This window comes from Afifella sp. IM 167 (assembly GCF_020144925.1).
Lineage (GTDB): Bacteria > Pseudomonadota > Alphaproteobacteria > Rhizobiales > Afifellaceae > Afifella.
This window is the reverse complement of the sequence record NZ_NSLC01000005.1, coordinates 401,164-413,718: the sequence shown is the minus strand read 5'-3', so window position 1 is coordinate 413,718 and position 12,555 is coordinate 401,164. Positions and strand designations below refer to the sequence as shown.

Here is a 12,555-nt window from a genome sequence, read left to right as displayed (position 1 = left end):
GCGGCCCTTGTCATCTTTGCTTTCAGGAGAGGGAGAGGCTCACGAGCCCTGGCCGCCGCACTTGCCGGTCTCGGTGTTGAAGTTGCCGCAGGAAAGCGGCGCGCGCCAATCGGAGATCAGGGGCTTGGATTCCGGCAGGAAGTCCGACCACTCGTCGCCAAGGACGAGGCCCGGCGTTTCCCAGACGACGGAGAACTGGCCGTCGTCCTGGATCTCGCCGATCAGCACCGGCTTGGTGATGTGGTGGTTGGCGCCCATGGAGGAGAGGCCACCGGTCAGGTTCGGCACGGCGACGCCGACCATGGCGTCGATGACCTTGTCGGGATCGGTCGTGCCCGCCTTCTCGACCGCCTGCACCCACATGTTGAAGCCGATGTAGTGGGCCTCCATCGGGTCGTTGGTCACGCGGTCCTCGTTGCCGATGAACTCGTGCCAGGCGTCGATGAAGTCGGCGTTCTCGTCGGTGTCGACGGACATGAAGTAGTTCCACGCCGCCAGATGGCCGACGAGCGGGGCCGTGTCGATGCCGGCCAGCTCTTCCTCACCCACGGAGAAGGCGACGACCGGGATATCGGTCGCCTCGATGCCCTGGTTGGCGAGCTCCTTGTAGAACGGCACGTTGGCGTCGCCGTTGATGGTGGAGACCACCGCCGTCTTCTTGCCCCCCGAGCCGAAGGCCTTGATGTCGGAGACGATCGTCTGCCAGTCGGAATGGCCGAAGGGCGTGTAGTTGATCATGATGTCGTCTTCGGCGACGCCGTGGTCCTTGAGGTACTGCTCGAGGATCTTGTTGGTGGTGCGCGGATAGACGTAGTCGGTGCCGGCGAGCACCCAGCGCTCGACGCCCTCTTCGTTCATCAGGTAGTCGACGGCCGGGATCGCCTGCTGGTTCGGGGCGGCGCCGGTATAAAAGACGTTCTTGGAGCTCTCCTCGCCCTCGTACTGCACCGGGTAGAAGAGGATGGAATCGAGTTCCTCGAAGACCGGCAGGACCGATTTGCGCGACACGGAGGTCCAGCAGCCGAAGACGGCGGCGACCTTGTCCACGGTGATCAGCTCGCGCGCCTTTTCGGCAAAGAGCGGCCAGTCGGAGGCGGGGTCGACGACGACGGCTTCGAGCTTCTTGCCGAGCAGACCGCCCTTCTCGTTCTGCTGCTCGATGAGCATCATCATGACGTCTTTGAGCGTCGTCTCGGAGATGGCCATCGTGCCGGAGAGCGAGTGCAGGATGCCGACCTTGATCGTCTCTTCCTGGGCCGCCGCCGGGGCCGTCAGCGCGGGCGCCAGGATGGCTGCGCCGAGCCCGGCGAGAATTGCGCCTCTCGCCAGCACCGATTTGACTTTCAACATGGACACCTCCGGGGGGATTTGTTTGAACAGGAACAATTCCAGCAAACGCTGTGCCAGCCTGTCGCATGTTGAGCGGAACCCGACGACATGGCCTTCCGTTGGGTGAGGTTGGGCATTATTCGCCGATCTGCTTTCTGGCCACGATTTCGACAATCAAACGGCCGATTGCGCGAATGCACGGCAGTCTTCGTTCAAAATGACTTCAAATTAGGCATTGGTTAATATTGCCTCATTCGCAGGCAGGAATGCGTGCCTGCGCGCCTCGCCGCCATGCCGAGAGGCGATGCGGCGTGACATCCTCCCTTCCCCGCGCGGGCCATCCCTTGCCGCCTCCAGAACTGCCGCGGGTCTTGCCGGGCGCGGGGCTGTCGCGCGCACAAAAGCGCGACTATGATCGCCCGGCAGCCGGGCCAGCGCTGAGGGAAGGGACATGACGAACGGCTGGATCGCCGTTTCTGCCGCCATTCTCTATATCGGCGCGCTCTTCGCCGTTGCCTCCTTCGGCGACCGGCGGGTGAAGCGCACCGGCGCCTCGGCGCGCCCGAATCTCTACGCGCTGGCGCTGTCGGTCTACTGCACATCCTGGACCTTCTTCGGCTCGGTGGGGCTCGCCTCCCATTCCGGCCTCGACTTCCTGCCGATCTATATCGGCCCGATCCTCATGTTCACCTTCGGCTATCCGATCCTCAGAAGGGTCGTCGCCCTGTCGAAGGAGGAGCGCATCACCTCCGTCGCCGACTTCCTCGGCGCGCGCTACGGCAAGAGCCAGCCGGTGGCGGTGGTGGCGACGCTGATCTCGGTGATCGGCGTCATCCCCTATGTGGCACTGCAGCTGAAGGCGATCGCGGCGACCGTCGCCACGATGGTGCCGGAGCTCGGCGGCGAGCGGGTGGGCGGCGTTCCCTTTTTCGGCGACATCGCCCTCATCGTCGCCGTGGCGCTCGCCCTTTTCGCCATCCTCTTCGGTACGCGGCACGCCGACGCGACGGAGCACCAGCACGGCATGATGCTCGCCGTCTCGCTGGAAGCGGTGGTCAAGCTCTTCGCCTTCCTGCTCGCCGGCATCTTCGTGGTCTTCTTCCTCTTCGGCGGGCCGCGCGAGCTCTACCAGATGGCGGTGGAGAGCCCGCTCGTGGCGGAGATGTTCCGCAACGGGCTGGCCGGCGGCGAATGGGTGGCGATGACGGCGATCGCCTTCACCGCCTCCATCCTCCTGCCGCGGCAGTTCCATATCACCGTGGTGGAGAACAACACGCTCGCCGAGCTCGACCGGGCGCGCTGGCTGTTTCCGCTCTATCTCGTCGCCATCAACATCTTCGTCGTGCCGATCGCGATGGCCGGGCTCATCGCCCTCGGCCATTCCGCCGACGCCGACCTCTTCGTGCTGGAGCTGCCGCACCGGGCCGATTTTCCGGTGATCGCGCTCATCGTGTTCCTCGGCGGGCTCTCGGCGGCGACCGCCATGGTGATCGTCGCCTCGGTCGCGCTCGCCATCATGATTTCCAACGAGCTCGTCCTGCCCGCCTATGTGAAGCGCCGGCGCGCCAGCGAGCGGCCCGACATGACCCGCTTCATCCTGACGGTTCGCCGGATCGCCATCACCGTCATCCTTCTGTGCGGCTATCTCTACTACCGGGCGGCGGGAACGGCGGCGCTCGCCTCGATCGGCCTCCTCGCCTTCGCCGCGGTGGCGCAGCTCGCCCCGGCCTTCTTCGGCGGGCTCGTCTCGCGGCGGCTGACGGCGCGCGGGGCGATCGCCGGCATGCTGAGCGGGCTTGCCGTGTGGACCTATACGCTGCTGTTGCCGACCTTCGTGCAGGCGGGGCTGATCGGCGATGCCTTCCTCGATCCCGGCCCGTTCGGCATCGAGGTGCTGCGGCCGCAGGAGATGTTCCACCTTCGCCTCGACCCGCTGTCGCACGGCGTCTTCTGGAGCCTTCTCGTTAATTGCGCGGCGATGCTGCTCGTCTCGATGGCGCGCGCGCCGCAGGCGATCGAGCGGCTGCAGGCGAAGGTCTTCGTGCCCTCCGAGATCGGGCCGGCGCCGACGGTGCGGCCGCTGCGCACCAATGTCAGCTACGGCGACCTCAAGGAGACCGTCGGGCGCTATCTCGGGCAGGAGCGGACGGAACGCTCCTTCGCCAACATGGAGAGCGCCACCGGGCGTCCGGCTAATCTGCGCGCGCCGGTCGACCATCACGCCGTGCGCTTTGCCGAGCAGCTTCTCGCCTCGGCGATCGGCGCGGCCTCCTCGCGGCTCGTCATGTCGCTGCTGCTCAACCGGGGCGATCCGTCGACGCGCGCCGCGCACCAGCTCCTCGACGACGCGACGGAGGCGCTGCACTACAACCGCGACCTTCTGCAGAGCGTCCTCGACCATATGCGCCAGGGCATCGCCGTCTTCGACCGCGACCTGGCGCTGATCGCCTGGAACCGGCCGTTCCGGCAGATCCTGCAGCTGCCGGTCCAGTTCGGCCAGGTCGGCGTGTCGCTGCGCGACGTGCTGCGGCAGAGCGCGCGCACGGGCTATTTCGGCGAGGGCGATCCGGAGCCGCTCGCCGACGAGCGCATGCAGTCGCTGGTGGCGCGGCTCGAACCTTACGTTGCCCGCCATCCCGCAAGCGACAGCGTGATCCGGGTCGAAGCGCGCAGAATGTCGGACGGCGGCGTAGCCCTCACCTTCTCCGACGTGACGGAGGAGGTGGAGAGCAAGGCGGCGCTGGAGCAGGCGAAATTCACGCTGGAGAAGCGCGTGGAGGAGCGCACGGCGGAGCTGACGCGCATCAACGAGGCGCTGAAGAAGGCGAGCGCGGCGGCCGAGGAGGCCAATATCGGCAAGACGCGCTTCATCGCGGCGGCGGGCCACGACATCCTGCAGCCGCTCAATGCAGCAAGGCTCTACGCGACGGCGCTTTCGGAGCGCACCAAGGGCCAGCCGGCGGCGCCACTGGTGCGCGACCTTGAGACCTCGCTCGATTCGGTGGAGGAAATCTTCCGGGCCGTGCTCGACCTGTCGCGCCTCGATACCGGCGCGATCACGCCGGAGATCCGCGCCTTCCGGCTACAGAAGCTCTTCGACCAGATCCGTGTGGAGTTCGAGCCGCTCGCCCGCGAGAGGGGGCTCGATTTCCGCGTTCTGCCGACCTCCCTGTCGGTGACGAGCGATCCGGCGCTGCTGGTGCGGCTTTTGCGCAACCTCGTCTCCAACGCCATCAAGTACTGCGCCCATGGCCGCGTCATCGTCGGCTGCCGGCGCAGGCGCGGCATCGTCTCCATCGACATCTTCGACAGCGGCATCGGCATCCCGCTCTCCGACCAGGAGGTCATCTACCACGAGTTCCGCCGTCTCGACGCGGGGGCGCGCATCGCGCAGGGCCTCGGCCTCGGCCTCTCGATCGTGCAGCGGCTGGCCCGCGTCCTCGGGGCCGATGTGCGGCTGCAATCGGCGGTCGGGCGAGGCACCCACTTCTCCGTCGCCGTGCCGCAGGCGATTTCCGTCCCCAGCGAAGCGAGCGAGGGCATGGTTGCCGCGCCGCCGCCGGGCGCCGTTTCAGGCCTGACGGTGCTGTGCATCGACAACGACGAGAAGATCCTCTCCGGCATGGAAGCGCTGCTTTCGGGCTGGGGCTGCACGCCGATCACCGCGCCCAGCGCCCGGGCGGCGCTGGCAGCCCTCGCAGACAGGAAGGCACGGCCCGACCTGATGCTCGTCGACTATCACCTGGACGAGGGAAACGGGCTTTCGGCGGTGACGGATCTCAGATGGCGGCTCGGGCGCACGGTGCCGGCAATCCTGATCACGGCGGACCGCTCGGAAGAGGTGAAGAACCTCGCCGCGAAGGCGGGCGTGCGCATTCTCAACAAGCCGCTGAAGCCGGCGGCGCTGCGGGCGCTGATGACCCAGTGGACGCCGGCGAACGTGGCGGCGGAATAGCTACGGCTCGATCGCGCCGCGCCATTCGCCGGCCTCGATGCGGCCGGCCGCGAGCACGGCCTTGGTGCGGTTTTCCACCCCCAGCTTCTGCAGGATCGCGGAGACATGTGCCTTGACGGTCGCTTCCGAGACGCCGAGCTCGTAGGCGATCTGCTTGTTGAGCAGCCCTTCGCCGAGCATCATCAGCACGCGAACCTGCTGCGGGGTGAGGCTTCTCAGCCGCTCCAGAAGCTCGCCGGTCTCGCGGTCCGTCGCCTCGCCGATAAGATCGGAGGGCACCCAGCTCTCGCCGCGCAGCACCGCGCGGATCGCCTCGGAGATCGTCTCCAGCGAGGCCGACTTTGAGATGAAGCCGGCGGCGCCGAGGCCGATGGCGTTGCGGATCGTGGCCGCATCGTCCATCGCCGAGACGATGCAGATGGGCGCCGCCGGATACTGCCCCCGCAGATACATGAGGCCGGAAAAGCCGCGCGCGCCCGGCATCTTCAGGTCGAAGAGGACGATGTCCGCCTCGCCGATGCGGTCGAGCGCCGCGGAGACCTCGTCCAGCGTGCCCGCCTCGACGATCTCCACATCCTTGAATGCCGCCTGGATCGCGTTCCGCAGGGCATTGCGGAACAGCGGATGATCGTCGGCAATGACGAAAAGCAGCCGCTCGCTCAAACCGTCACCTTGGGAAATCCGCGCCGGCGAACACCTTCAAAGCGGCAGTCGCGCCCGGCATGGCAAAAAAAAGGCGTTGCATAAGACCTGTTCATAACCTGATATCGCGCCGGGTGAAGCGCAAAGAATGGCTTCGAAACACAAAATTCCCCTCTCGCTTGCAGCCTTTTAACCCGAGAGAGGGCGGTTTGCGAAACCCTGGTGCAGGCAGCGCCGGGATTCAGGAACGTGGCGCGACTTCTGGACGCGGCCGCCCGCCCCATGCATGGAAGGCGCCGGATCGTCACAATGCGCCCGCCCGAAGCGGCAAGGCAAGGAGAGTGCCGGGACGTGAAGCAGCTGCCACCCTCAATCGCCACGGACGCCTTCGCCGCCCATCCCAGGACCGTCTGGGGCTTCTTCCTCGCCGTCCTGGCGGGGCTCGTGCTCCTGATGATCGCGCTCGAAGAGCTCGGCACGCCCGAGCCGATGATCGGCCTCATTATCCTCGTGGGCGCGTTCGCTTCCTATCTGTGCATAGGCGTCGTTGCCGGAACCACCCAATCCGAGCGCTTCCTCATCGCGGGCGGGGCGGTGCCGGCCGGCTACAACGGCATGGCGGCCGCTGCCGCCTTCCTTTCAGGCGCCTGGTTCCTTGCCTATGCCGGCACCTTCGCGGCCTGGGGCCTTGCCGCATGGACGCTCGCCATCGGCGCCGCATTGGGGCTCGGCGCCGGCGGGTTCCTTCTGGCAGGGCCGATGCGCCGGGCGGAGGCCGTCACCACCGCCGACTTCCTGGCGATCCGCACAAAAAGCCGAGCCGTCCGGCTTGCCGCCTCGCTCCTCGTCCTGGCCGGCTCTTTCATGCTCCTTGCCGTGGTGCTTGCCGGCATCGGCGAGCTGACGGCGAGCGTGCTCGCCCTGCCACCCTCATGGAGCGTGACGGCGGCCGCGGTGCTCCTTGCCCTGATGCTGGTGCCGGGCGGCATGCGCAGCGCCACCTGGACGCAGGTCGCCCAATACCTCGTCATGACCGTCGCCTTCCTCGCTCCCGTCGCCATCGTCGCGGCCGAGCGCTTCGGCTGGCCTATCCCGCAACTCGCCCTTCCGGAGGCGGCGGAGCGGCTGCGCGCGCTCGCCGCGGCCGATCCCGGGCTGGCGAACCTCGCCCGGCGCGAGGATCTGTTCGGCAGCTTTACGCCCGGCGACCTTGCCGCAACGCTCGTCCTGTCGGCGCTCTTCGCCTTCGCCCTGCCGCATGTGCTGGAGCGCTACCTGACCGCCCCCTCCGTGGCGAGCGCGCGGCGCACGAGCCGCTGGATGCTCCTGTTCGTCGGCATCATTCTCGTCACGGCGCCGGCCTATGCGGCCCTTACCTTTCTCGACGTGATCGAGCACATCGTCGGCGTGCCGCTCACCGCCCTTCCCGACTGGGTCTTCATGCACGGGGAAGCGCAGGGTCTCTTTCTGTGCGGCCAGGCAGCGGTTTCGCCAGAGGCGATCTCGGCAGCCTGCGGCGGGCAATCCGCTCTCGCAGGCGTATCGCTCGCCGACGTCGCCCTCTCCGGCCGCGCGCTGGTGATGCGCTTTGCGGAGAGGAGCGACCTCTTCTTCGTCTTCACCACGCTTCTTTATGTCGGGGCGATTTCGGCCGCTCTTTCGACCGCCAGTGGGCTCCTCGCGGCCCTGACAGGAACGGTCAGCCACGACCTTCAGCACAAGCTGATCGCGCCCGGTGCGCCGATGGGCAAGCGCCTGCTGGCCGCGCGGGCGAGCATGATCGCCGCGATCGCGCTCGCGGCCCTGTGGGCGGCCGAGCCCGGCCGGGATCTCCTCGGCCTCGGCTTCCTGGCGCTCGGACTTCTGGCGGCAGGCCTCGGGCCGGTGCTCTTCATCGCCGGGCGGGGCGAAGCAAAAGCGCTGCCGACGCTCGCTTCCATGCTCGCCGGCAGCGTCACCATGATCGCCCTTTTCGTCGCCGAGCATTACGGCAGCGACCTCGTCGCCGGCAGCGGAGACGAATGGGTGCCTCCCGCGTTCCAGGGCCTCGCCGAAGTCGGGATCCCTTCGGCCTCCACCGTCTTCCTGGCGGTGCTCGCCGCGCTCGTGGCGCTCATCGTGATGCAGATCCTGCCCGAGCGGCTGATCTCGCTGAAGCGGGGGCGCCGCACACGCCTGAAAATCACCTCGCTGGAAGAAGCCGGCCAGGCCGAGCCCAGAACCTAGGCGCCGAAATAGACGAGCTGGATCGAGCGGTGGTGCGGGCGCGCCCGGTGCTCGATCAGGAAAACGCCCTGCCAGGTGCCGAGGGCGAGACGCCCTGCCTCGACCGGCACGGCGAGGGAGACCTCCGTCAGCATGGTGCGGATATGGGCGGGCATGTCGTCCGGTCCCTCGCTGCCGTGGATGTAGCCGATATCCTGCGGGGCGAGCCGGTCGAAGGCGGTGAGAAGATCGGCCTGCACGGCCGGATCGGCATTCTCCTGAATGGTGAGCGACGCCGATGTGTGGCGCAGGAAGAGCAGGAGCAGCCCGTCCCGGGCCGTCGCCTCGCGCAGCCATCGCTTCAGGGAATGGGTGAGGTCGGTGAAGCCCTCGCCCTCCGTCGACACGCGCATCGTGCCTTTCACCATGCGGGAAAGGGCAATCTCATGCGTATCGTCGAAGCTGACACTCATCTTCGAAGTCGAGCACGCCTGCCGCAGGGGCGCAAGACAGGCAGCGGCCAGTCTGCCTGCGAGCGTGCCGCTGGCTAGAGCTAGAGGCGATCGTTCTCGAAATCGCGCTTCAGCTCCTGCACCATGCCGAAGAAGCGGCGCATGACCTTGTCGGTCATGGCGAGGAAACGGTTGAGCTCGGCCTCATCCTGCGGATCAAGCTTTGCCGAGGGCGGCTCCGCCGGAGCACGCCCGGCACGATCCTTCGCCTCGGGTGCGGGCTCTACGACGGTTCCGGTCGTCTGCTTCTCCTCGGCGCCCTTCTCCAGGGTGTCCAGGCGCGTCTCAAGCCCCTCAAGGCGCTCGCCCAGCCGATCGATCTCGTCCTGGTAGGCGGTGCGATCGTCCGCCGCGAGGCGGCACAGAACGACCCCTTCCTGGTCGGCGCAGCGCGAGACCTCGCCGCTCTCCTTGTCGAGCCGCAGCGCCCCGCCCTCCACCGGCACGAAGGCGTAGCGGCCCGTCTCGACGAAATCGACGGCGCGCGCCGCGCCCGTCCCGAGCGGGAGAAGGGCGGCGACGGCGAGCCCGGCCATCAGCAATCGGCGCATGGTTGCATCCTCTGTCATGTGCATTTTCCGGCAAACGTGGCAGCGAGCCGCTTTCCGCGCGCCGCAGCATCGCTATCATCGCGCGCGACATGAACGATCTCATCTTCAAGATAGCGCCAAAGGCCCTTTGGCGCGAGGCCGAGGCGGCGGGCGTCTTCACCGGCGCGCCGGTGGACCATGCCGACGGGTTCATCCATTTCTCCACGGCCGAACAGGTGGTGGAGACGGCCGAGAAGCACTTCAGCGGGCAGGAAGACCTCCTCCTCGTCGCCATCCGGGCGGACGAACTCGGCCGCCAGCTCAAATGGGAGGCCTCGCGTGGCGGCGCGCTTTTTCCCCACCTTTATGGCGAGCTGCCGCTCGGTGCCGTCGCCTGGAGCGAGGAATTTCCGCTCGGCGCCGATGGCCGGCATCGCCTGCCGGCACGCATGACGAAGAAAGCCGGCTGATGCGCAGCGACAGACTTGCCGCGGCGGCGCTGCGGCTCCTTCCGCCCGAGACGGCCCACCATCTGGCGATGAAGATGCTGCGGCAGGCGCCGCGCCGCGTGCGGCGCGAAAGCCACGGGCGGCTCTCGGTCAACCTTCTCGGCCTTTCCTTCACCAATCCGATCGGGCTCGCAGCCGGCTTCGACAAGAATGCCGAAGCGGTGGACGCGCTCCTCTATCTCGGCTTCGGGGCGATCGAAGTCGGCACGGTGACGCCCAAGCCGCAACCCGGAAACCCGAAGCCGCGGCTTTTCCGGCTGGTCGCCGACCGGGCGATCATCAACCGGATGGGCTTCAACAGCGACGGCCACGAGGCGGTGGCCCGGCGGCTGGAGGAGCGGCGCGGCCGGGGCGGGCTGGTCGGCGTCAATATCGGGGCCAATCGCGGCTCGGAGGATCCGATCGGGGACTATGTCTCCGGCATCCGGCGATTCGCCGACCTTGCGAGCTGGCTGACGATCAACATCTCCTCGCCGAACACGCCGGGGCTGCGCGACCTGCAATCGGCCGGCAATCTCGGCCGCCTTCTCGGCCGCTGCATGGAGGCCCGCGAGAGCGTCAATATCGGCCGGCGCCTGCCGCTTCTCATCAAGATCGCGCCGGACCTTACCGAGAAGGAACTCGCGGTGCTGGTGGAGACCGTCGTCTCCATGGGAGCGAACGGGCTCGTCATCGCCAACACCACGGTGGCGCGGCCACGCCTGCGAGCCGCCGAGATCGCCCGCGAGCAGGGCGGGCTCTCCGGGCTGCCGCTGCTGGAGCCCTCGACGGCGATGCTTGCCCGCGCCCGCCAGCTTGCCGGGCCGAACCTGCCGATCATAGGCGTCGGCGGCGTGCATGACGCGCATTCGGCCTGGATGAAGATCGTCGCCGGCGCCGACCTCGTGCAGCTCTATTCGGGTCTCATCTTCGAGGGTCCGCGGCTCGCGGCCGAAATCAAGACCGGGCTGGTGAAGGAACTCGAGAAGCGCAACTTCCGCAGCCTTGCCGAGGCGCGCGGCATCGAGACGGCGCGCTGGGCCGGAAGCTGGGCGCCCGCCCCGGAGAAAAAGGCGGAACCCGAAAAGGCAGCAGAGGCCGCCGGCTAGCCGGCAGCGTTCGCCGAAAACTCCCCGAACGTCGCCTGCCGCCGCGCCGGCAGGCGCCAGGAGAGCGTCGCGCCGCGCGCGCCCAGAAGGATGAGGAGCGCCGCCCACAGCCCGTCATTGCCGAAGAGCGGCATCAGCGCCCAGCAGGCCAGCACGAAGGCGGCGAGCGAGGCGAGCATCATGTTGCGCATCTCTCGCGACCAGGTTGCGCCGATATAGATTCCGTCCATCTGGAAGGCGAGAACACCGGCAATGGGCGTGAGGCAGGCCCAGAGAAGATAGCGCCGTGCCGTCTCGCGCACCTCCTCTGATGTCGTCATCAGATCGATCAGCGGCCCGCCCGCGAGAAGATAAAGGCCGGCGAGCCCGCCGGCGAGACCGAAGCCCCAGAGAAGGGTGAGGCGCACCGAGCGATCGAAGGCAGCGAGGTGGCGCGCGCCGACCGAGCGGCCGACGAGCTGCTCGGCCGCCGTCGCGAAGCCATCGAGGAAATAGCCGGCGAAGAGGAAGAAGTGCATCAGGAGCGCGTTCGCGGCCAGGACGACCGCGCCGAGAGACGCGCCCTGCCGGGTGAAATAGGCAAAAGCGAAGAGGAGCGAGAAGGAGCGCACCATGATGTCGCGGTTGACGGCGACGAGGCGCAGGAAGGCGAGCCTGTCGAATATCCGCTTCCAGGAAGGGCGGGCCGTGCCGCTGACATGCGGCAGGACAAACGGAATGGAAACGAGAAAGGTCAGCACCTCGGCAATGACGGAGGCTGCCGCGACGCCTTCCACGCCCCAGCCGAAGCCGAGGACGAAAAGGATGGAAAGGCCAATATTCGTCGCCGCGAGCACGGCCTGAAAGCCGAGCACGAGGAGCGCGCGCCCGACGCCGAGAAACCAGCCGACAAGCGCGTAATTGGCGAGCATGAAGGGCGCCGCCCAGATGCGCACGAAGAGGTAGCGCTCCGTCGCGTCGGCAATGCCCGGGCCGACATCCATCGCCCTGATGCCGAGCGAAGTGAGGGGAGATTGCAGCGCGATCACCGCGGCGCCGGCCATGACCGCCAGGACGAGGGCGCGCAGGAGCACGGCCTGCTCTTCCTTGACATCGCCGGCCCCATAGGCCTGCGCGGTCAGCCCGGTGGTGCCGGAGCGCAGGAAGTTGAAGGTGGTGAAGACGACGTCGAGGATAATCGCCCCGACGGCGATGCCGCCGATGAGCTCGGCATTGCCCAGCTGGCCGATCACCGCCGTGTCGACGAGGCCGGCGAGCGGCACCGACAGATAGGCAAGCGTCATCGGCACGGCGATGGAGAAGACGAGCCGGTTGGTGACGTCGAAAGCGCGAATCGGCCCGTTGCCGAGGAGGGCGGTAGTCGCCCTTCCGGCAGCACTCTCAGGCTGGGGAGGGGCCGCTTCGTGTTGCATCAGCCGTCACTACAGCAAATTTCGTGACAGGAGGGCAGCCGATCGCCTGCGTCCTGTTGCCTTCCACGGAAAGCTTCGGCGCCGGCTCAGTCGCGCCGGCCGCCCATGATGGCGAAGAGGCGCATGATGACGAAGATCGGCACGACGATGAGGGCGCCGAAGAGGAAGTAGCCGAAGGCGTTCTCGAAGAGCGCGAAGCCCATGTTGTAGATGCGCAGGAAGGCGCGCTCGGCCCAGTAATAGATGTCGAGCGGATGCAGGTTGAGCGCCGACAGGACGATGCCGACGATCACCGAAAGGAGGATGAGGCGGATGAGGACCCGCCAGGGGCTGTCGCCGAGAAAGCGTGTCACGGGGCCCGACATTCGTTCCG

General features: G+C 67.5%; 10 protein-coding genes. 4 read left to right on the top strand and 6 right to left on the bottom strand.

The annotated features are described in order from the left end of the window. Nucleotides 1-39 precede the first annotated feature (39 nt). Nucleotides 40-1,350 carry an urea ABC transporter substrate-binding protein gene (gene urtA, locus CLD20_RS11635; RefSeq protein ID WP_224406784.1) on the bottom strand — a complete coding sequence of 437 codons (1,311 nt, stop codon included), beginning with the start codon at nucleotides 1,348-1,350 and terminating at the stop codon, nucleotides 40-42. A gap of 430 nt (nucleotides 1,351-1,780) precedes the next feature. Here urtA and CLD20_RS11630 point away from each other — a divergent pair, with 430 nt between their 5' ends. Next, nucleotides 1,781-5,284, top strand: a complete 3,504-nt coding sequence (locus CLD20_RS11630) for a hybrid sensor histidine kinase/response regulator (RefSeq protein WP_224406783.1) — start codon at nucleotides 1,781-1,783, stop codon at nucleotides 5,282-5,284. On the opposite strand, the gene CLD20_RS11625 is transcribed toward CLD20_RS11630, so the two are convergent. Beyond that, nucleotides 5,285-5,947, bottom strand: coding sequence for a response regulator transcription factor (locus tag CLD20_RS11625; protein WP_224406782.1), 663 nt, complete (start codon nucleotides 5,945-5,947; stop codon nucleotides 5,285-5,287). Nucleotides 5,948-6,277: 330 nt separating this feature from the next. Between CLD20_RS11625 and CLD20_RS11620 the strand changes: the two genes are divergently transcribed. Further along, entirely contained in the window at nucleotides 6,278-8,152 is a 1,875-nt protein-coding gene (locus CLD20_RS11620) for a hypothetical protein (RefSeq protein ID WP_224406781.1), read from the top strand. Here the strand turns inward: CLD20_RS11620 and CLD20_RS11615 are convergent. Further along, complete coding sequence (locus CLD20_RS11615; RefSeq protein WP_224406780.1) at nucleotides 8,149-8,604, bottom strand: secondary thiamine-phosphate synthase enzyme YjbQ; 456 nt, start codon at nucleotides 8,602-8,604, stop codon at nucleotides 8,149-8,151. The genes CLD20_RS11620 and CLD20_RS11615 overlap by 4 nt on opposite strands. Nucleotides 8,605-8,684: 80 nt before the next feature. Beyond that, entirely contained in the window at nucleotides 8,685-9,212 is a 528-nt protein-coding gene (locus tag CLD20_RS11610) for a hypothetical protein (RefSeq protein WP_224406779.1), read from the bottom strand. 71 nt (nucleotides 9,213-9,283) lie between these two features. On the opposite strand from CLD20_RS11610, the gene CLD20_RS11605 reads away from it, so the two are divergent. Beyond that, nucleotides 9,284-9,643: a DUF952 domain-containing protein gene (locus CLD20_RS11605; RefSeq protein WP_224406778.1), complete on the top strand. Its 360-nt coding sequence runs from the start codon at nucleotides 9,284-9,286 to the stop codon at nucleotides 9,641-9,643. Next, nucleotides 9,643-10,770 carry a quinone-dependent dihydroorotate dehydrogenase gene (locus tag CLD20_RS11600; RefSeq protein WP_224406777.1) on the top strand — a complete coding sequence of 376 codons (1,128 nt, stop codon included), beginning with the start codon at nucleotides 9,643-9,645 and terminating at the stop codon, nucleotides 10,768-10,770. The genes CLD20_RS11605 and CLD20_RS11600 overlap by 1 nt, the downstream gene beginning before the upstream one ends. Here CLD20_RS11600 and CLD20_RS11595 read toward each other — a convergent pair. Together CLD20_RS11595 and CLD20_RS11590 are read right to left on the bottom strand one after the other, a co-directional pair. Then, nucleotides 10,767-12,182 carry an MATE family efflux transporter gene (locus tag CLD20_RS11595; protein ID WP_370636869.1) on the bottom strand — a complete coding sequence of 472 codons (1,416 nt, stop codon included), beginning with the start codon at nucleotides 12,180-12,182 and terminating at the stop codon, nucleotides 10,767-10,769. The genes CLD20_RS11600 and CLD20_RS11595 overlap by 4 nt on opposite strands. Before the next feature lie 86 nt (nucleotides 12,183-12,268). Beyond that, nucleotides 12,269-12,547 (bottom strand): DUF6460 domain-containing protein, encoded by a 279-nt coding sequence (locus CLD20_RS11590; protein WP_224406776.1) that lies wholly within the window; start codon nucleotides 12,545-12,547, stop codon nucleotides 12,269-12,271. Between the last annotated feature and the right edge of the window lie 8 nt (nucleotides 12,548-12,555).

Coding starts and splice junctions, on each gene's coding strand:
- CLD20_RS11595 (WP_370636869.1), bottom strand. CDS start 12,182: ATGCAACACGAAGCGGCCCCTCCCCAGCCTGAGAGTGCTGCCGGAAGG.
- CLD20_RS11610 (WP_224406779.1), bottom strand. CDS start 9,212: ATGACAGAGGATGCAACCATGCGCCGATTGCTGATGGCCGGGCTCGCC.
- CLD20_RS11600 (WP_224406777.1), top strand. CDS start 9,643: ATGCGCAGCGACAGACTTGCCGCGGCGGCGCTGCGGCTCCTTCCGCCC.
- CLD20_RS11590 (WP_224406776.1), bottom strand. CDS start 12,547: ATGTCGGGCCCCGTGACACGCTTTCTCGGCGACAGCCCCTGGCGGGTC.
- CLD20_RS11605 (WP_224406778.1), top strand. CDS start 9,284: ATGAACGATCTCATCTTCAAGATAGCGCCAAAGGCCCTTTGGCGCGAG.
- CLD20_RS11615 (WP_224406780.1), bottom strand. CDS start 8,604: ATGAGTGTCAGCTTCGACGATACGCATGAGATTGCCCTTTCCCGCATG.
- CLD20_RS11630 (WP_224406783.1), top strand. CDS start 1,781: ATGACGAACGGCTGGATCGCCGTTTCTGCCGCCATTCTCTATATCGGC.
- urtA (WP_224406784.1), bottom strand. CDS start 1,350: ATGTTGAAAGTCAAATCGGTGCTGGCGAGAGGCGCAATTCTCGCCGGG.